21 protein-coding genes are annotated in these 18,615 nt (G+C 70.6%); 7 read left to right on the top strand and 14 right to left on the bottom strand.

Annotation, left to right across the window (positions count from 1 at the left end; all coding sequences use genetic code 11):
* Positions 1–9 precede the first annotated feature (9 nt).
* Positions 10–1,620, top strand: coding sequence for a benzoylformate decarboxylase (gene mdlC / locus V6N00_RS03250; protein WP_334230611.1), 1,611 nt, complete (start codon positions 10–12; stop codon positions 1,618–1,620).
* A 93-nt stretch (positions 1,621–1,713) separates the two neighbouring features.
* Positions 1,714–3,171 carry an aldehyde dehydrogenase family protein gene (locus V6N00_RS03245; protein ID WP_334230610.1) on the top strand — a complete coding sequence of 486 codons (1,458 nt, stop codon included), beginning with the start codon at positions 1,714–1,716 and terminating at the stop codon, positions 3,169–3,171.
* Between the two features lie 69 nt (positions 3,172–3,240).
* Here the strand turns inward: V6N00_RS03245 and V6N00_RS03240 are convergent, their stop codons facing one another.
* From V6N00_RS03240 to V6N00_RS03190, 11 genes are all read right to left on the bottom strand, one after another.
* Positions 3,241–3,726 carry a hypothetical protein gene (locus V6N00_RS03240; RefSeq protein WP_334230609.1) on the bottom strand — a complete coding sequence of 162 codons (486 nt, stop codon included), beginning with the start codon at positions 3,724–3,726 and terminating at the stop codon, positions 3,241–3,243.
* Between the two features lie 221 nt (positions 3,727–3,947).
* Positions 3,948–4,643: an NADPH-dependent F420 reductase gene (locus V6N00_RS03235; protein ID WP_334230608.1), complete on the bottom strand. Its 696-nt coding sequence runs from the start codon at positions 4,641–4,643 to the stop codon at positions 3,948–3,950.
* 113 nt (positions 4,644–4,756) lie between these two features.
* Positions 4,757–5,407: an A24 family peptidase gene (locus V6N00_RS03230; protein WP_334230607.1), complete on the bottom strand. Its 651-nt coding sequence runs from the start codon at positions 5,405–5,407 to the stop codon at positions 4,757–4,759.
* Positions 5,404–6,294, bottom strand: coding sequence for a type II secretion system F family protein (locus V6N00_RS03225; RefSeq protein ID WP_334230606.1), 891 nt, complete (start codon positions 6,292–6,294; stop codon positions 5,404–5,406). The genes V6N00_RS03230 and V6N00_RS03225 overlap by 4 nt, the downstream gene beginning before the upstream one ends.
* Positions 6,295–6,308: 14 nt before the next feature.
* Complete coding sequence (locus V6N00_RS03220; protein ID WP_334230605.1) at positions 6,309–7,319, bottom strand: type II secretion system F family protein; 1,011 nt, start codon at positions 7,317–7,319, stop codon at positions 6,309–6,311.
* Positions 7,316–8,677 (bottom strand): CpaF family protein, encoded by a 1,362-nt coding sequence (locus V6N00_RS03215; protein WP_334230604.1) that lies wholly within the window; start codon positions 8,675–8,677, stop codon positions 7,316–7,318. The genes V6N00_RS03220 and V6N00_RS03215 overlap by 4 nt, the downstream gene beginning before the upstream one ends.
* Positions 8,678–8,931: 254 nt before the next feature.
* Entirely contained in the window at positions 8,932–10,134 is a 1,203-nt protein-coding gene (locus tag V6N00_RS03210; RefSeq protein WP_334230603.1) for an AAA family ATPase, read from the bottom strand.
* Entirely contained in the window at positions 10,131–10,904 is a 774-nt protein-coding gene (cpaB, locus tag V6N00_RS03205; RefSeq protein ID WP_334230602.1) for a Flp pilus assembly protein CpaB, read from the bottom strand. Before cpaB ends, V6N00_RS03210 begins: the two co-directional genes overlap by 4 nt.
* Positions 10,905–10,916: 12 nt before the next feature.
* Positions 10,917–11,825: a pilus assembly protein TadG-related protein gene (locus V6N00_RS03200; RefSeq protein ID WP_334230601.1), complete on the bottom strand. Its 909-nt coding sequence runs from the start codon at positions 11,823–11,825 to the stop codon at positions 10,917–10,919.
* Positions 11,826–11,863: 38 nt separating this feature from the next.
* Positions 11,864–12,232 (bottom strand): TadE/TadG family type IV pilus assembly protein, encoded by a 369-nt coding sequence (locus V6N00_RS03195; protein ID WP_334230600.1) that lies wholly within the window; start codon positions 12,230–12,232, stop codon positions 11,864–11,866.
* A 163-nt stretch (positions 12,233–12,395) separates the two neighbouring features.
* Complete coding sequence (locus tag V6N00_RS03190; RefSeq protein WP_334230599.1) at positions 12,396–12,602, bottom strand: Flp family type IVb pilin; 207 nt, start codon at positions 12,600–12,602, stop codon at positions 12,396–12,398.
* A gap of 229 nt (positions 12,603–12,831) precedes the next feature.
* On the opposite strand from V6N00_RS03190, the gene V6N00_RS03185 reads away from it, so the two are divergent.
* Positions 12,832–13,512, top strand: coding sequence for a DUF429 domain-containing protein (locus tag V6N00_RS03185; RefSeq protein WP_334230598.1), 681 nt, complete (start codon positions 12,832–12,834; stop codon positions 13,510–13,512).
* Positions 13,513–13,515: 3 nt separating this feature from the next.
* Here V6N00_RS03185 and V6N00_RS03180 read toward each other — a convergent pair whose 3' ends face one another.
* Positions 13,516–13,908 (bottom strand): MFS transporter, encoded by a 393-nt coding sequence (locus tag V6N00_RS03180; protein WP_334230597.1) that lies wholly within the window; start codon positions 13,906–13,908, stop codon positions 13,516–13,518.
* A 133-nt stretch (positions 13,909–14,041) separates the two neighbouring features.
* Between V6N00_RS03180 and V6N00_RS03175 the strand changes: the two genes are divergently transcribed.
* Positions 14,042–14,260, top strand: coding sequence for a type II toxin-antitoxin system Phd/YefM family antitoxin (locus tag V6N00_RS03175; RefSeq protein WP_334230596.1), 219 nt, complete (start codon positions 14,042–14,044; stop codon positions 14,258–14,260).
* Complete coding sequence (locus V6N00_RS03170) at positions 14,251–14,646, top strand: type II toxin-antitoxin system VapC family toxin (protein WP_334230595.1); 396 nt, start codon at positions 14,251–14,253, stop codon at positions 14,644–14,646. The genes V6N00_RS03175 and V6N00_RS03170 overlap by 10 nt, the downstream gene beginning before the upstream one ends.
* A gap of 71 nt (positions 14,647–14,717) precedes the next feature.
* Here V6N00_RS03170 and V6N00_RS03165 read toward each other — a convergent pair whose 3' ends face one another.
* Positions 14,718–15,563, bottom strand: a complete 846-nt coding sequence (locus V6N00_RS03165) for a helix-turn-helix transcriptional regulator (RefSeq protein ID WP_334230594.1) — start codon at positions 15,561–15,563, stop codon at positions 14,718–14,720.
* Positions 15,564–15,666: 103 nt separating this feature from the next.
* On the opposite strand from V6N00_RS03165, the gene V6N00_RS03160 reads away from it, so the two are divergent.
* Positions 15,667–16,473, top strand: a complete 807-nt coding sequence (locus V6N00_RS03160; RefSeq protein ID WP_334230593.1) for an SDR family NAD(P)-dependent oxidoreductase — start codon at positions 15,667–15,669, stop codon at positions 16,471–16,473.
* 26 nt (positions 16,474–16,499) lie between these two features.
* Here the strand turns inward: V6N00_RS03160 and V6N00_RS03155 are convergent, their stop codons facing one another.
* Positions 16,500–17,858 (bottom strand): nuclease-related domain-containing protein, encoded by a 1,359-nt coding sequence (locus tag V6N00_RS03155; RefSeq protein ID WP_334230592.1) that lies wholly within the window; start codon positions 17,856–17,858, stop codon positions 16,500–16,502.
* Positions 17,859–17,980: 122 nt separating this feature from the next.
* Here V6N00_RS03155 and V6N00_RS03150 point away from each other — a divergent pair, with 122 nt between their 5' ends.
* Entirely contained in the window at positions 17,981–18,526 is a 546-nt protein-coding gene (locus tag V6N00_RS03150) for a DUF4396 domain-containing protein (RefSeq protein ID WP_334230591.1), read from the top strand.
* Positions 18,527–18,615 lie beyond the last annotated feature (89 nt).

Genomic DNA, 18,615 nt, shown 5'->3' with positions numbered 1-18,615 from the left:
GAGAACACCGTGACCACCGTGAACGAAGCCGCCTGGGAGCTGCTGCGGCGCAACGGCATGACGACCGTGTTCGGCAACCCCGGCTCCAACGAACTGCCCTTCCTCGCCGGCATGCCCGAGGACTTCCGGTACGTGCTCGGCCTGCACGAGGGGGTCGTGCTCGGCATGGCCGATGGTTTCGCCCAGGCCACCGGCCGCCCCGCGTTCGTCAACCTGCACGCGGCGTCGGGCAGCGGCAACGCCATGGGCGCCCTGACCAACGCCTGGTACGCCCACACGCCGCTCGTCATCACCGCCGGGCAGCAGGTCCGCTCCACCGTGGGCCAGGAGGTGATGCTCTCCAACGTCGACGCGACCGTGCTGCCGCGCCCGCTCGTCAAGCACGCGGCCGAGCCGACCTGCGCGCAGGACGTGGTCCGCTCCCTCTCCCAGGCCCTGCACACCGCCACGCTGGACCCGGCCGGCCCGGTGTACGTCTCGGTGCCCTACGACGACTGGTCGGAGGCGGTCGGGACCGACGTCGCGCACGTGCTCGAGCGCCGCGTCGCCGGGGGTGGCGGTGTCGCCGAATCCGAGATCACCCGGATGGCGGCCCTGCTCGACGCGGCGGCGGCGCCGGTCCTCGTGCTCGGCCCGGATGTGGACAGCGCCCGCGCCAACGACGACGCCGTCGTGCTCGCCGAGCGGCTCGGGGCGGACGTGTGGGTCGCGCCGTCGGCCTCCCGTTGCCCGTTCCCGACCGACCACCCGGCGTTCCGCGGGGTGCTGCCCGCCTCCGTCGCCGGCATCACGGAGCGGCTGACCGGCCACGACCTCGTCCTCGTCGTCGGCGCCCCCGTCTTCCGCTACCACCAGTACGACCCGGGCGAGTACCTGCCTGCCGGCACCCGGCTGCTGCACGTCAGCTGCGACCCGGGCGAGGCGGCGCGCGCGCCCATGGGTGACGCCGTCGTCGCCCCGATCGGGCCCGCGGTCGCGGCGCTCGCCAAGGCCGTCACGGAGCGGGACCGCCCCCAGCGCTGGGAGAGGACGGACGACGCCGCGACACCCGCCGCCTCCGCTTCGGGCACCTCAGCGTCGGGTCGCCTCGTCGCCGCCGACGTCCTCGCCACGATCGACGAGCTCGCGCCCGAGGACGCCGTCTACGTCAACGAGGCGACGTCCACGGTCGGCGACTTCTGGGCCACCATCTCGATGCACCGGCCCGGCAGCTACTACTTCCCGGCCTCGGGCGGCCTCGGCTTCGGGATGCCCGCGGCCGTCGGCGTGCAGCTGGCCGATCCGCAGCGGCGGGTGATCGCCGTGATCGGCGACGGCTCCGCCAACTACGGCATCACCGCCCTGTGGAGCGCGGCGCAGTACGGCATCCCCGTCGTCTTCGTCATCCTCGCCAACGGCACCTACGGCGCGTTGCGCGGCTTCGCCACCAAGCTCGACGCGCTGAACGCCCCCGGCCTCGACGTGCCCGGCATCGACTTCGTGGCACTCGCGGAGGGTTACGGCGTCACCGGCCGGCGCGCCTCGACGCTTCCCGACCTGCGCGACGCGGTCACGGTCGCCCTCGCGGCGGACACCCCCACCCTGATCGAGGTCACGACCGAGGCCCTCGCCCGCTTGTGACAGCCGGGATGTGACCGGGAACACGTCGGCCCGCCCGACCGTTGCTCACCCTGACACCTCGTCATCACCACCCCCTCTCTCGAAGGAGCACCGATGAGCCTGCTGGACACGTCCACCTGGGACGGCAAGATCTTCCTCGACGGCTGGCGCGCCGGCCGCGGCGGCGCCGCCGATGCGCTCGAGCCCGCCACCGGCCAGGCGCTCGGCAGCTACGGCGTGGCGACGGCCGAGGACGTCGCCGAAGCGGCCGAGAAGGCCGCCGTCGCGCAGCGCGCCTGGGCCGCCACCAGCCCGGAGGACCGGGCCGCCGTCCTGCGGCGCGCGGGAGACCTCTGGCACGAGCACGCCGAGGAGGTCGAGGACTGGATCATGCGCGAGTCCGGTGCGATCAAGCCGAAGGCCCAGCTCGAGACGCACATCGCTGCGAACGAGTGCTACGAGGCGTCCGCACTGCCGAGCCACCCGGCCGGTCAGGTGCTCGCCACCAACGACGACCGGTGGTCCTTCGCCCGGCGCAAGCCCGTCGGCGTCGTCTCCGTGATCGCTCCCTTCAACTTCCCGCTCATCCTCTCCATCCGGGCCGTCGCTCCCGCCCTGGCCCTCGGCAACGCGGTGCTGCTCAAGCCGGATCCCCGCACCGCGGTCTGCGGCGGTGTCGCGCTGGCCCGGGTGTTCGAGGAAGCCGGACTCCCGGCCGGGCTGTTCGCCGTCCTGCCGGGCGGTGCCGAGGTCGGGGCCGCCGTCGTGGAGGTGCCGCAGGTCCAGGTCGTCGCCTTCACCGGCTCGACGGCGGCCGGCCGCGCGGTGGGCGAGGCGGCAGCGCGGAACCTGAAGAAGGTGCACCTCGAGCTCGGCGGCAACAACGCGCTCGTCGTCCTGCCCGGTGCCGACGTCGCGAAGGCGGCCTCGGCGGGGGCCTTCGCCTCGTTCCTGCACCAGGGGCAGATCTGCATGACGACGGGCCGGCACGTGGTGCACGAGTCGCTCTATGACGCCTACGTGACGGCCCTCGCCGAGAAGGCCGAGAACCTGCCGGTCGGCGACCCGATCAGCGGCACCGTGGCGCTCGGACCGATCATCGACGAGAAGCAGCTCAAGCGGATCGACGGCATCGTCCAGGACGCGGTGCTCCACGGCGCCCGGCTCGCGGCGGGCGGGTCGAACGACGGCCCGTTCTACCAGCCGACCGTGCTTGCCGACGTCGCGACCGACAACCCGGCGTGGACGCAGGAGATCTTCGGGCCGGTGGCTCCCGTGGTGCCCTACGCGACGCTCGACGAGGCGGTCGAGCTCGTCAACGACAACGAGTACGGCCTCTCGGTCGGCATCCTCGGTGACGTCGGGACAGCGATGACGCTGGCCGACCGGATCGAGTCCGGCAAGGTGCACATCAACGAGCAGACCGTGATGGACGAGGCCAACGCCCCGTTCGGCGGCGTCAAGTCGTCCGGCAACGGGTCGCGGATCGGCGGCGCCGAGGCGAACATCGACGCCTTCACCGAGGTGCAGTGGCTGACGGTCCGCCCGGAGATCGCGGACTACCCGTACTGAGCCATCACCTGACGCGCGCGACGACGACCGCTGGCCGGAGCATTCCGGCCGGCGGTCGTGGTGTTCCGGTCAGGCGCGGCGGTGTTCGGCGATGACGCTGACCACACCGTGGGCGAGCACGCAGGCCACCATGGCGACGCCGATCGGGTTGTAGCCGGCGCCCTGCAGCAGCACGGTCGGCGCCCATGCGTCGGTCGTGACGAGCGTCCCGGCGCCACCCGTCATGGAGGTGAGGCTGACGCCGGTCGCCAGCAGCAGGGCGAGCACCCCGACGATGCCGATGCGCAGGGCCGGCAGGAACTGGATCACCGCTGCCATCACGGCCGCGAGGGCGACGGTGACGATCATCAGGGCGGTGGCCTCGGGTAGCGGCCGGGCCAACGGACCCGTCTCCGCCGCCACCGCGGACAGCAGCGACGACGAGACGACGCCGGTCAGATAGGCGAAGACGAGGCCGACGGCGCCGCCGGTGACGAGCCAGTGCCGGTGCCCGGGACACGCGCCCTCGGCGGTGATCGCCGCGCCCGGCACCTCGGTATGGACGTGGTCTTTCATGGTGGGCCCCCTGCCCGCTGGGCGCCCCGGAAGTGGTTCGTTCCGGGGGTCCGCAACCCTTGTTGAGGTGACCGTACGTCACCGCACGGGCTCCCGCCAGATGCTCTCGTCACCTACCGGCCGGTACCGACTTCTACCCGTCGGTAAGCCACTTTCTACCCGTCGGTAGTTGATTTCGGGCGGTGCCGTCAGGGTGTCGAGAGGCTGTCCGAGAGGTCCGGTCAGACGTCCGCGCGTGCCCGTGCGACGACGTGGCCGCGGGCCGAGTTCGGGAAGTCGGCGAGGAAGCGGCGCACCGAGTCGGCGTCGACGTCGGCGCCGAAGAGGGCGGTGTTCGGCTCCATCGCGACGCCGGCCGCGAGGGTCCCGGCGGTGACGGCGTCGAAGCCGAGGGCGTCGACGATCGCGGAGGCGGCAGCGACGTCGGCGGGGTCGTCACCGGCGACGGCGATCGCCGTGCGGCCGGGTGTCCCCGTCGGCCGGGCCTCGTCCTCGAGGTCGTGGTAGCCGACGTGGTTCAGGGTCTTGACGACGCGGGAGGTGGGCAGGAAGTCCTGCACGAGTTCGCTCGTCGAGGTGCGCGGATCCGTCAGGTCGTCCCGGATCCCGTCGACCTCCCACCAGTAGTTCGTGGCGTCGAGCACGAGCCTGCCGGCCAGTGCCTCGACGGGAAGAGTGCGGTACTTGCCGAGCGGGATGGCGAGGATGACGGCGTCGGACTCCCGTGCCGCGTGCTCGGCGGTGACGGCCGTGGCTCCGGGGACCAGCACCTCCACGGTCAGCCTGATCCGGGCGGGATCGCCGCTGCCGGCCACGAGCACCCGGTATCCGGCCGCGACGGCCAGGCGAGCCAGGACGGTGCCGAGCTTGCCGGCGCCGAGGACGCCGAGGGTAGGGATGCTGGTCGATGCGTTCACAGGAGATGTCAACCCCTGGTGGCGCGACCTTATGCCGGCCCCCGGTGTGAGACGCAGGGGTGTGAGGCCCGTTCCGGACCCCCGCTCAGAACCGTCCGCTCAGAACCGCCTGCTCAGACGAAGCAGGCCACCAGGGCGCCCGCGAGCATGGCAGGGCCGAACGGGAAGGAGCTGCGCAGGCCGCCGCGGCGCGTGAGCAGCACACCCACCGAGATCACCGCACCCACCGCGAACCCGAGGAACGCACCGGTCATCAGCGTGGTCCACCCGTCGAAGGCGAGCGCGAGCCCGAGGAGGGCGGCCAGCTTCACGTCACCCATGCCGAGGCCGGCCGGATTGATCAGCGCGAGCACGAGGTAGAGGACGAAGAGCAGTACCGCGCCGACCACGGCGCGGATCGCCGCACCTCCGTCGGCGCCCGCGACGGCCGCCGCGAGGACGAGCACCGCGACGACGCCGAGCGCGGGCATCACGACGGCGTTGGGTAGCAGGCGGTGGCGCAGGTCGATGGCGGCCAGGGCGACGCCGATCGTGGCGACGAAGAGGTACAGCGCCAGCTCCGGGGTCACGCCGAACCGCCAGGTCAGCGCGCCGAAGACGAGCGCGGTCAGCGATTCGAGCAGCACGGGCGGACGGCACGGAGGTGCGGTGTCGGCCGGGTCGAAGGCGGCCGCGAGGTGACGGGCGTAGTGCCCGGCTGCCAGGCCGGCCAGCATCGCGAGGGTCAGCAGGAGCGGAGGGACCGCCTCGGCGACGCCCGTCATGGGTTGAGGGTGTTGATGACGCCGATAGCCGCGGGGCCGAGCATGATGATGAAGAGCACCGGCAGGATGCAGAACATCAGCGGGAAGAGGACCTTGACCGGGATCTGCATCGCCTTCTCCTCGGCCCGCTGCCGGCGTTTGAGTCGCATCTCGGCTGCCTGGGTACGGAGGACTCCGGAGATCGCAATGCCGTACTGGTCTGCCTGGATGATCGAGCGGACGAACCGGCGCAGATCCGTGACCCCGGTGCGCTCGGAAAGGTCCGTGTAGGCCTCGCGACGGGAGCGACCCACCTGCATGTCCTGGATCGTGCGGACGAGTTCCTCGGAAAGGGCGCCCTTGCCGTTGTAGGCCGCGCGGCTCATGGCCGCCTCGAAGCCGAGGCCGGCCTCGACGGCGATGGTCATCTGATCCAGCGTGTCCGGTAGTTCGCGCGCAATGGCTGCCTGTCGTTCCATTCCGCGGCTGTAGAGGAGAAGGTCGGGCACGAAATAGCAGAGAACGGTGGCGAAGACGGCCAGCAGCAGCCGGCGGACATCTGGCGAACCGACGGCGAACAGCAATCCGAGTACGGCGGCGCCTGCAGCAAGGACCACTTTGGCAGACAGCACGCGCCACATCGGCCAGGCGGCGGGCCGCCCTGCGCGCGCCAGCTGCTGGTCGAGCCGAGCGATGAAGCTCTGCGGGGTGAATCGTCGGGCGAAGTCGGCGAGCTGTTGACCACGGCTGGGGCCGTCACCGGCGTCCATCGGAGCCGTTGTCATGCCGCGCGCGAGATTCCGCTGCACAGCCCGGTCCCGGTACAGGCGTGGTGACAGTACCGCCCAGCCGAGCAGGGGTAGAGCGATCGCCATGGCGGCGATGGCGACGGCGACGGTCAAGGGCATGGTGATGGTCCTCGTCAGAACTTGAAGCTGATGACTTTGCGCAGCCAGAATCCGCCCGCGATGAGCAGGATGCCCGCGGCGGCAAGCATTACCAAGCCGAGCGGGTTGCCGAGGAGCTGCGCCGGATAGCTGGGAGTCATGAGGAACAGAAGGCCACCGAGTGCGAACGGCAGCACCATGAGCACGATGGCGGAGATCCGGCCCTCCGCACTCAGCGCCTTGACCTGACGCCGGATCTGGTTGCGCTCGCGGATCGTCTCACCCACCTGATCGAGCACCTCGGCGAGGTTGCCGCCCACTTCGCGGTGAATGGCGATGGCCTGCGCCACCCAGGTGAAGTCCTCGCTGCGCATCCGCTCCGCCGCCGCATCGAGAGCCTGGCTCAGATCGCGGCCGAGGCGCGTCTCGTTGGTGATGCGCGTGAATTCCTCGGACGTCGGGGCGTCCGCCTCGGTCGAGAGGGAGTCGATAGCCCGCGCGAGGCTGTGTCCGGCGCGCAGGCCGCTGGACATGAGTTCGAGCGTGTCGTCGAGCTGGTCGGCAAAAGCGGCCCGCCGCCTGCCAGCCAGGAAGCCCAGGAGAAAACGGGTGCCGAGGGCGGCTACGACGACGACAAGTACGGCACCCAGCGGTCCGGCGACAAGCGTGACCAGCAGGGCGAGTGCCGCGGTGACGGACCCTGCCAGAACGATGAATTCGGCCGGCTTCATCCGCAGTCCGGCGGACTCCAGCGCGGCGGCGAGGGCAGGGGCGCTCCTCAACTGCAGCAGCATGCGCTCGATCAGGTTCGTGGTGGCGGCGGTGAAGTCGGCCAGACGCGATTCCTGCGGTGTGGTGGCCGCCGAAGGACCGGTACGCGAGAGCGAGATCTTCGGTCGGGGCGGAAAGATCACCAGGTAGACGGCTCCCAGTGCGGCCAGGCCGAGCACAAGGCCGAGGATGAGGAGCAGGGGGGAGGGCCCGTCCGGGATCGCAGCGTCGGCGGCGACGGGAGCAGCGGCGTCCAGCCAGATCGTGGCTGTCATCGGCGTGCCGCCCCGGCGGGTACCGCCGGTGCCGCGCCGAAGACCCGCGGGGACAGCTCGATGCCGAGCTCCTCGAACCGGTCGGTGAATCGCGGGCGCACGCCACTCGGAACGGGCTTGCCGAGGAATCGGCCGTTGGCATCCAGCCCGGCGCTGTAGTCGAACACGAAGGCGTCCTGAAGGGTCACGATCTCGCCTTCCATGCCCTGGACCTCGGTGACGTGGGTGACGCGACGGGTGCCGTCACGCAGGCGGGTCAGCTGGACGATGACGTCCACGGCGGAGGCGATCTGCTCTCGCACTGCGCGCAGCGGCAGGTCCATGCCCGCCATCAGCACGAGCGTCTCGAGGCGGGAGATCGCATCGCGCGGCGAGTTGGCGTGCACGGTCGAGAGGGAGCCGTCGTGGCCCGTGTTCATCGCCTGCAGCATGTCCAGGCTCTCACCGCCGCGGCACTCGCCGACGACGATCCGGTCCGGCCGCATACGGAGGGAGTTGCGGACCAGGTCGCGGATGGTGACCTCGCCCTTGCCCTCGACGTTGGACGGGCGACTCTCCAGCGTGACGACGTGCTCCTGCTGCAGCTGCAGCTCCACGGCGTCCTCGATCGTCACGATGCGCTCGTCGGCCGGGATGAAGGAGGAGAGGACGTTGAGCAGCGTCGTCTTGCCGGTACCGGTGCCGCCGGAGACGAGGATGTTCAGCCGGCCCTTGACGCACGCGTCGAGCAGTTCGGCCATCTCGGGGGACAGAGTGCCGAAGCCGATCAGGTCGTTGACCTGGAACGGGTCGGTGGAGAACTTGCGGATGGTCAGCGAGGAGCCGCGGACGGCCAGCGGGGGGATGATCGCGTTGACGCGAGAGCCGTCGGAGAGGCGGGCGTCGACCAGCGGCGAGGACTCGTCGATGCGTCGGCCCACCTTGGAGACGATGCGCTCGATCACGCGGCGCAGGTGCTCCTCGGAGGTGAACTGGACGCCCGTCAGGGTGAGGCGGCCGCGGTACTCGGCGTAGATCTGGGAGGGTCCGTTGACCATGATCTCAGTGACCTGGTCGTCGTCGAGCAGGGGCTGCAGCGGGCCGTAGCCGATGACGTCGTCGGTCACCTCCTTGATCAGGCGCTGGCGCTCGTCGCGGGAGAGCGGGACCGCTTCCGCCTCGACGACGCGGATCAGCTCCTCGTGCACCAGTTCGTAGAGGGCTTCCTCGGTCAGGGACGCGTCGAGCAGGCGCGTGCCCATGCGCTCGAACAGCTCGTCTCCGGCACGCTGCTTGAGCTTGGCCAGGGCGTCGTGCTGTCCCGCCGAGGCGGACGTGCTGATCCAGGTGGTCGAGGACCGTGCGGCGGATGCGGACATGGCCGTCCAGGTGACCGGTGTTCCGGACGAGAGATCGGTGACCCGCTCCGCCGGCGCCTGGCCATCCGAGCGGTTCTCGGACGAAGCGCTCGGCGCAGGCGCCGAGGCCGTGCCCGGAGTCGATCGACGGGACGCCGGTTCGGTCGACCCTGCCGAGGACTGGTGCGAGGGCGTCGCGTTCGGTGTCCGTGCCGGAGCGCTCGGTGTGGCGGTCGTCGTGCCGCCGTCGGCGGCGGCGAGTCGTTGGGCGAGGTTCACGATGCCCCCTTGCGGTGTCGTGCGGTGCTGGTGGGCCGGCTCTTCGGTACGGGCGGCTCGAATCGGCGCACCAGCTGACGGAGGTTGCGCCCGGCCTTGTCCCGGGTGCCGGCCTGCAGCAGCGGCACGCCACGGTTGGTGGAGAGCCGGACCGAGCGGCTGAACGGGACCACGACGTCCGCCTTGTGCCCCAGGGTGGTCTCGATGTCCTGCTGGGAGAGACCGTCGCGGGTGTCCGAGTTGTTGATGACGACGTGGCGGTGGGCCGGCACGAGGCCGAGCTGCCGCAGGATGTCGAGCTCCTTGCGCAGGCCCCGGACGCTCGGCACGTCCGTGCCTCCGACGAAGACGTGGTCGGTGGCGCGGTCGAGCGCGGCGAGCGTCGCGGCGGAGAGCCCGGCGTCGGTGTCGACCACCACCCAGGAGTACTGGGCGGCGAGCTGGTCGATCAGGTGGGTGATGTCAGCGGCAGTGATCTGCGACTCGTCGGCCGGCGAATCCGGCGCGCAGAGCGCGAACAGCCCCGACGGGTGCGCGCTCAGGTAGGACTTGAGCACCATGGTGTCGCGGGCCGCGGCGCGGCCGACCGCCTCGGAGAGGGTCTGCTCCGGGGCGAGCTGCAGCGTGTGGGCGACGTCCCCGAACTGCAGGTCGAGATCGACCAGAACGGTGCTCTGCGGTGCCGTGGCGGCAAGACCCACGGCCAGGTTGGTGGCCACCGTGGTCTTACCGGCACCGCCCTTGGGGGAGAGCACGACGACGACGCGGCCGCGGGTGGACCGGCGCTCACCGTCCGCGTCCTGCAGCCCGGCCGCAGCACGCCGGTCGGCGGCAGCACGGGCAGCGCGACGCAGTAGATCGCGGAACTCGACGTCGTCGATGCCGGGCGCCACCAGGTCCCGGATGCCGGCGCGCATCGCGGCGACCGGCAGGCCGCGCTCGACCGGGCGCACGAGCAGCACGGTGATCTCGGGGTGGGCGGCGTCGAGGGCGCTCGCGATGGTCAGCCCATCGGCGATCGACAGGTCGGGGGACAGGATGACGACGTCGGGCCGGAACCCGTCCCGCGAGACGGAGAACAGCACACCGGGATCGGCCGGAAGCGCCGGATCGCTCCAGTGGTCGAGGTCCCCGCCGACGGCGTCGGAGACGCGGTCGACGAAGGCGTCGTCGCGGCTGATCACCAGGAACTGGCTCACTTGAAGACTCCGTCCACGTTCAGTTCTCGCGTCCCCGTCTCGGAGGCCGTCGACGGTTCCTTGGTCAGCCAGATGGTGCCGTTCTCGGCGGCCCACACGATCTTCTCGACATCCGGAGCGGTCCGCGCCAGTGTCACGAGAACAGCGCCGCTGGGAACGGCGGCAGCACTGGGCGAACCCCCGCTACTGGACGGGCTTGCGCTCGACTGGGCCGCCGGCGCCGCGGTGGGAGTGGGAAGGCCCTGCACGCTCGTCACGAGCACCTTGTGCATGGCGAGGTGAGTGATCGCGTCGCTCAACGGGTCCTTCTTGACGTTGTAGCTGATGACGATGCCGACCGTGTCGCCCGGCTGGAGCTGGCCGCCGACGACGCGCTGGGGATCCAGCTGGATGGTGATCTCCTGCATTCCTTTGGGCACCGCCACCCCTTGCTTCTCCTCCTTCAGTGACGCGGGATCGACGAAGCGGCTGGTGAGCAGTTGTTCGCCGGGCAACAGACCGGTCGAGGGGACCTTGCCGTCCAGCTGGGAGAGCTCGGTGACGGCGCCGTCGGCGACTGCGCTGGCGGGCACGGTCTGCCGGCCGGTGTACTGCGGCAGCTGGTCGGAGGTCGTGCCCTTCGGGATGGCCTTGCGCACGACGTAGACCTGCCGGGACTCGGCACCCTTGAGCGCGCGCTGGTCGGCGCCCGAGACGTAGTTGGTCAGGGCGACGGCAGCAAGCACGGCGAGCAGGATGGCCACGACCGCGGCGATGATGCGGACTTTCACTTCGTGATGCTCCTACTGGCTCAGGGAGACGAAGGACGCGTTCAGCGTCGGACCACCGAGCCGGGATACCGACCACTTCGCGACGGTGTCGAGACTGACGAGGCGGATGAACGAGCCCTTGATGCCGGTGCACTTGTCGCACGCGGCGGACGGGTTGGTGGTCCAGTTGCCGGGCCAGCTCGCATCGGTGATCTTGAAGGCGGCGAAGCCGTAGACCGTGTAGGTAGCGTTCTGGCCCTGGCCCTGAGCAGTGGAGTAGATGGGCAGGAGGATGGTGGTATTGAGGATCTTCGACTTGTCGCAGGGTGGGGCGCTCTTGCCCGGGTCGCTGCCCACCTGCACGAGGATGTCGACGTTCGCCGCGCAGTTGCCGCTCTCGTCCAGCCACCCGAAGCCGCCCGGGACCACGTTGCCCTTGTCGTCCGTGCAGGTGTTGTCCGTGGTGATCCAGCGCTCCGTGTTGGCCGGGGTGCCGTTGTAGATGCAGTGGGCGATGGTGAAGGGGAAGACGACCGCGGCGGAGGGACTGCCCCAACTGGCCTTCGCCGATGCCGAAACGGTACTCGTCGGCACACCGACGATGGCCGCGAAGGTGTTGGTGAGAACGTGAGCTCCGCTCGCAGTCAGCACACCGGTCTTGACGGTAACTGTGCCGGCGGCGGTGTCGACCGTCGTGGTCGCCTGGGAGGCGCCGTCGTTGGCGTTCTTCCCCGCGAAGGAGAGGGCGGTAGCGCTCGGGCTTCCGCAGTTGCCGGCGGCGCAGTTCTGCGCGACGGCGAGCGCTGCCGCGTCCGCCCCGTTCTGCAACTGCCGGCGCTCGACGTAGATGCCGCCGACGTCGATGACCAGGGCGGTGATGCCGAGCAGGACGACCATGCACAGGGCAACGATGACGGCAACCGCACCTCGCTCTTCCTGCATAGGAAGTGCGTGACGAATGTAGTGGCTAAGCCACTGGCTCATCCTCCGCATTGCATGGTGCTTCTTCCGGTGACGTTGACCGCAGCGCCGAACATTCCAGTGAGAAACCTCATCCGATAGGTGGCAGTCACAGTGACGGTGGGATAAGTGCCGCCGGTGCTCGGCTGACAGGTAGTTCCGGTGCTGAAAGCGATAGCGATCTGGGCGTTGGTCAGCGCAGGGTTGAGCGATGGAGTGGCTGTGCGCGCTGCCGTCATGGCCGCGACCGGGTCGTTACGCACGGCCACGACGCGTGCGGCCTCACGGGCGGCGCCGGACAGTTCGATCTGTGCGTTGTAGACGCGACCGAACTCGATGATGCCCATCAGCAGGAGCAGGAGAACGGGAACGACGAGGGCGAACTCCACTGCCGCCGCTCCCCGCTCGGACCTTAAGCGAAGGAGGTGCTGGCAGCGTGTGGCCGATCGCAGCGGTCGAGCGGGGGACGACACCGGGGTGCCGTCCCCCGCCAGGTACCCGTTCCCGAAGTGTGTCATCTCGGGAACCGTGCTTGACGTCTGGTGTCGGGTGCTAGCCGTTGATACCGATGCGAGCGGGAAGACCCTGGAAGAAGTCACGCAGCGCCGGGCCGAAACCGACGAGTCCCGCGACGAGAAGAACGGCGATGAGGCCCACGAGCAGCGCGTACTCGACGGCGGTGGCCCCAGTCTCCTCGCGCCGCAGGCGCTGCTGGAAGGTGAATCCGAGGGTGGACAGTGTGGCGATGAACTTGACCATGGTGATGGCTCCCCTGTGAAAGCCGGCCCGACGCCGGCGAGATGGTGGTCGAGGGACGGCCCGGATCGGTCGGAGAACCGACCCGCCCCTCGGACGACACTGTCGGCACGGACCGCCGGACGGTAAGCAGCCTGTGGAGCAACCGATACCATCGAATGAACGCCCATGTCAGAGCACTGTTCATCAATGAAAGAGAGCGCGCCGGACGGCCGACTGGCATGCTGTCCGCATGACGACGGTGGCCGGTCTGGACGGGTGTCGAGGCGGATGGGTGCTCGCGGTGGTCGAGGCGCGTCGTCGCGGGCTTCGACTGCGCGACCTGCGGGTGATCCGCTCGCTCACCGAGCTGGATCGAGCGGGACGGATGGCGTGCATCGGCATCGACATCCCGATCGGCCTGCCGGAGCGGGGGACGCGGGACGCGGACCGCACGGCGAAGGCCGCTCTGGGAGACCGCCGTTCCTCGGTGTTCTGGACCCCGACCCGCGCGGCCCTCGCCGAGCCGACCCGCGCCGCGGCCGACGTCGTCAACCGCGCTCACGACGCGGGCGGCCTCTCGGCGCAGAGCTTCGGCCTGTTCGCCAAGATCCGTGAGGCCGACGCCTGGGTGCGCACCTCGAGGGACCGGGTCGTCGAGGTGCACCCCGAGGTGAGCTTCACCACGCTGCTCGGGCACCCCGCGCGCTTCGGCAAGAAGACGACGGCCGGCCTCTTTGAGCGGATGGAGGCCCTGCGGGCCGTGGGGCTGGACCCCCTTCCGGCGCGGGATCTCGAGTGCGCGCCGGACGATGCCGTGGACGCGGTGGTGGCCGCCTGGTCGGCCTGGCGCGCAGCGGAGGGGACGGCAGTGGCCTACCCGCCCGACCGCGTCCTCGATTCCACGGGCCTTCCGATGCAGATCATCGCCTGAGCCTCAGGCGACCGACGCCTGCTCCCGGACCCGTGTCCGCGCGACCGTCGACGGGATGAACGCGATGGCGATCGCCGCGATGAGCAGCGGCACGATGAAGAGCAGGTAGACGCCCGACTGCGGCCACCGTGCATCCAGGAGCGCGCCGGCCAGGGCGGGCGAGATGATCGCGCCGATGCGTCCGACGCCGATCGCCGCGCCCATGGCGGTCGATCGCTCCGCCGTCGCGTACTCGGTCGGCGTCAACGCGTACACGCCGGCCATCGCTCCGTTGGTGAAGAAGCCGATCGCGATGGCGGCGGCGAGCACGGGGCCGAGCTGGCCGATGGTCAACGCGAAGGCGAGGAAGCGGTCCCCCCCGCGAGATTCGACGGTTGAGTTGCGGAAGCCCGTCACCCGCGATGATGGTGATCGCGCTGCTCGTGGCAGGGCCGGCGGCATGGTTCATCCGGCGCTCCCTGCGGATCGTGCAGCGCTGTGGTGCTGCCAGACCTTCCTGCTCGCAGTTGGTCCATCTACCATGGACTACATGACGACCGTCAACGTCGCTGAGGCCAAAGGGAGGCTCTCCGAACTCGTGGCTCGTGCCGAGGCCGGCGAGGAGATCATTATCGCCAGAGCCGGCCATCCTGCGGTCCGACTGGTTCCGGCAGTTGCGCAGACCCGTCGTTTCGGTCTCCTCGATGTCCGCGTGCCGGACGACTTCGACTCGCCCCTGGCGGACGAGGAACTCGTCGCGTGGGAGTGAGCTACCTGCTCGACACGCACGTGCTTCTCTGGCTGCTCGGTGATCCGGGTCGCGTTCCGGCGAGCTGGCGTGCGCGGTTGGCCGACCCGGAGACGACGCTCATCGTTTCCGCCGCGTCCGCCCTCGAGGTGGCGACGAAAGAACGTCTGGGCAAACTCCATGCCCCCGGTCTGGTCGCCGGGTGGGACGATCATCTGCGGTCGGCCGGCATGAGTTCCCTGTCGATCACCAGCCGTCACGCGACCGTCGCCGGAACGCTCAACTGGCAGCATCGGGACCCGTTCGACCGCAACCTCGTCGCTCAGGCGCAGTGCGAGGGTCACGTCCTGCTCACGGTGGACCGCGAGGTCCTCGCGTACGGCGACGTCACGACCGCGACCTGGTGACCCGGACGATCGGCTCCCGGCGGGCTCCGCAGCGTTGACGGCAGCTCACCCGTCGTGCTGACGCCGACGGTTCAGTCCACCAGCGACTGGGTGCCGACGACCGTCGCGAGCGCGAGGCGGTCGGCGTCCTCCGTGCCGGGTTCGGCCGTGTAGATCATGATCCGCAACCCGTCCGTGGCGTCCACGAGCGTGTCGCAGTCCAGCGTGATGGGACCGACCACGGGGTGGACGACGATCTTGCGCCGCGACGGGTCCGGCATGGCGGTGAGCGCCCCACCGTCCCACAGCTCCCGGAACCGTGCGCTGTGCGCGGTCAGGTGCGCGACGAGGCGGCGCACGCCCGGGTCGGCCGGGTACCGGGCGGCGGTCACGCGCAGGTCGGCGGCCATGCGGGCCTGCAGCTCGGCGCGCTCCTCGTCGTTCTGGGCGGCGCGGCTGCCGGAGCCGAGGAAGTTGCGCCAGATCGCGTTCCGCTCGAACCCGGTGAGTCGGCTCGTGTCGCCCATCAGCGCGTCGTATGGGGCGTTGGCGACGACGAGGGTCATGCCGGCGTCGTACACGGCCACCGGGGTGTGCGCGAGCCGGTCGAGGAGCCGCTGCACGCTCGGCGGGACGTGGGAGGGCACGAGGTCCCGCCCCGGTGCGGCGAGACCGGCCAGCTGGTGGAGCAGGTCCCGCTCGGCGGCGGAGAGCCGCAGCCCGCGGGCGAGCGCCTCGACCACCTGCGCCGACGGCGACGTCGCGCGGCCCTGCTCGAGGCGGGTGAGGTAGTCGGTCGAGATCCCGGCGAGGCCGGCGAGCTCCTCCCGGCGCAGCCCGGCCGCACGCCGTCGTCGTCCCGCGGGCAGGCCCACGGTCTCCGGGTCGACGCGGTCACGCCATCGGCGCAGCGCGGGACCGAACGCGGAGGACTCCATGGCACCAGTGTGCGTCAGGCGGCTCGCCGGTGTCGTGGCCCTGCCAGTCCCAGGATGACCGGACGGCTGCCTGAGGCTTGCGATCCGGCCCAGACTGGAGGACATGACTGAGACCCCTGCACCCCTCGCCCTCGTCACCGGCGCGTCCTCCGGCATCGGGAAGGCTTTCGCCGAACGCCTCGCCGCTGACGGCTACGACCTCATCCTGGTCGGCCGCCGCCGTGAGCGCCTCGACGCGCTCGCCGTTGCCCTGCGTGATGCGCATGCGACGGTCACGGCCGACGTCCTCGTGGCCGACCTCGCCACCGACGCGGGCATCGACGCCGTCGCCCAGCGATGCGCGGACCGGCCCGTGACGCTGCTGGTCAACAATGCCGGCGTCGCCCACTACATGCCGCTGGCCGAACTGCCGCCCGAGAAGGCGCGCGAACTGGTCGGCGTCAAGGTCGTGGCCCCGACGATGCTGACGCGGGCGGTGCTGCCCGGCATGCTCGAGCGCGGCAGCGGCACCGTCCTGAACGTCGCGGGCATGCTCGCGTTCTCCGGCCCGGCACCGGCGGCTCCCGCCCCGGGCCAGCGCGCCGTCTACGTCGCGAGCCTCGCGGGCACCGTCGCGATGTCGCAGACGCTGCACGCGGAGCTGGCGGCGACGGGCGTCGGGGTGCACGTCGTGTGCCCGGGCATCGTCGCCACCGAGTTCCACGAAGTGCAGGGCATGGACCTCTCGGCGGTGCCGCGCATGAGCGCCGAGGACGTCGTCACCGCCGCGCTCGTCGGTATCGCGCTGGGGGAGACGGTCATCGCCCCCGGGGTGGAGGACGCGAGCCTGCTCGGCCGGGTGTTCGACGCGGACCTCGCCGCCTTCCACGGGCAGAGCCCGCAGCTCGCGTCGCGGTACCGGCAGGGCTGAGGGCGCCGGAGCGCTTCAGGACAGCGTCAGCGCCATCGGCGCCGCGGCGGCGTCCAGTCGCGGGGTCCCGGCGTCCGCGGTGCGTGCCGCCGCCCGCCCCGTGAGGGCGCCACTGGCGCACTGAGACCGGAGGGAATGACCGCCGGGCGGCCGGTCCGCGATGGGGCGGGCCGCTTCGGCGTCCGCGGCATCGTCATCCGCTCGCCCGACGGGTCCGTCCGTGCGTCGTCTCCCTGCCACCCTTTCAGCTGGGCGGCCAGCTGACGGGCCAGACCGGGCTGGTAGTTCGTCCGGCTGTGGACGTTGACCCAGGCGCCCCAGTCCACGAAGCTGCGGGCGGTCTCGATGCTCAGCCGATGATCCGTGGGCATCCCGCTCGTCGTGACACCCTCTCCGTGGATCACGATCATCGCGGTGACCAGCAGATGCGGGTATCGGACGGCCATCCGGTCCACGGCGGCCTTCATGTGATTGTCGATCGTGCGTCCCGAGACGGTGTCCCGGACCTGGGACCACTCGTTGAGCGTGTAGTCGCCGGGGCGATACATCTTCGAGTCGATGAGCAGCAGATTGGTGCCGAAGAGGACGGCATGGTCGATGTCCGCGTTGCGCGAGCCGGGGAAGCGCAGGCCGTGGAACACCGCGACGCCGGGAATCAGCGCGAAGAACTTCAGCAGTTCCGCGGTGTACCGCTCGCCGTCGACTCCGCGGGCGACCCGCGCCTCGCCGAAACGGTCGACGGCGGCGGCGACAGAACCTGGGCTGCCGAAGACGCGGGACGGCGGCTCGCAGTGATTGAGGTCGGGCAGATAGCTGCCCAGGGTCTGGATGCGGCGGTACTTCGGGTCGAGGCGCAGCCTGGCAGCCCGGGGAATCGCCGCGGCCATGATCAGCAGATAGGCGCTCCACCACCCGTTGCACCCGGTGAGATACCAGGGCACCAGAGAGACGAGCGCGATGCCGACGACGGCGACGTGACCGATACGGCGGGTGAGCACTTCGAAGCGCTCCGTCGGGAAGGTGCGCACCACGGCGGCAAGGGTCAGGGCGAGCGCGAAGAGGAGTGCCGTGCCCGTGAACGACGGCAGGTGGGCGTGAGTGGCCAGCCATCGCGCAGGCATGTAGACGTCGGGCCCGATCTTGACGGGCCGCGGGAGCACGGCGTCGAACGGCCGGGTCAGCGCGACGAACGCCAGGCCGCCGAGCCAGACAAGTCCGGTGACGAGGAGGAATCCGAGCTGCCGACGAACGACGGCATTTCGGGCCATCACCGCCGCGGTGGGCTGAATCGGCTCGGTGATGGCGTCCAGCCACGCGGGCCGGGCGTCGACGCCCGTCGCTTCCAGTACCTCCGCGTCGACCGACGGTGTCGCCACCGGCTGCATGCGTCCCCCTGTCGCCTCGATTCCGGGCGCAACGACATCCGCCCTCTCCAGACTGTCGGCCGGCCGGGGTCCGACGTAACGTCGGACGGGGACCGGAGAGCAGACACGGCAGGAGCGAACACGTGAGCACCACGCAGAACCACGACATGTCCTCGATGGCGGTCGGGGCGACCCTGCACTGTCTGACCGGCTGTTCGATCGGCGAGATTCTCGGCCTGTCGGTCGGCACCTTCGCCGGATGGGGCAACCTGGGGACGACCGTGCTGTCGATCGCGCTGGCCTTCGTCTTCGGCTACAGCCTGTCGTCGCTCCCGCTCCTGCGTTCGGGGGTCGCCGTCGGCGCGGCGCTGAGCCTGGTGCTGGCCGCGGACACGCTCTCGATCGCCGTCATGGAGGTCGTCGACAACCTCGTGGTGCTCGTCGTGCCGGGCGCGTTGAACGCCGGCCTGACCAACCCGATCTTCTGGGCGTCCATGGCGCTCTCGCTCGCGGTGGCCTTCGCCGCCGCTCTGCCCGTCAACCGCGCGCTGCTGCGTCGCGGCAAGGGGCACGCCATCACCCACCACGCGACGAGCGACGCGGTGCCGATGAACAACACTCCGCTCGTCGTCGGCATCGCCTGCTTCCTGGCCGGCGGCCTCGTCGCGTCGCTGGGCTCACTGCTCTGAGTGCAGATGCCCGCCGACGTCCCATCGGCCGCACGGCTTCGTCGAGTGGACGGCTGGCGTTCTCGTATGCGGCTGATCGGCGCACCTGC

It is taken from the genome of Tersicoccus mangrovi, from assembly GCF_036881825.1.
In the GTDB taxonomy this organism is placed as follows: Bacteria; Actinomycetota; Actinomycetes; order Actinomycetales; family Micrococcaceae; genus Tersicoccus; species Tersicoccus mangrovi.
Note: the sequence above shows the minus strand (reverse complement) of the source record. Positions and strands in the feature narration are given on the sequence as shown.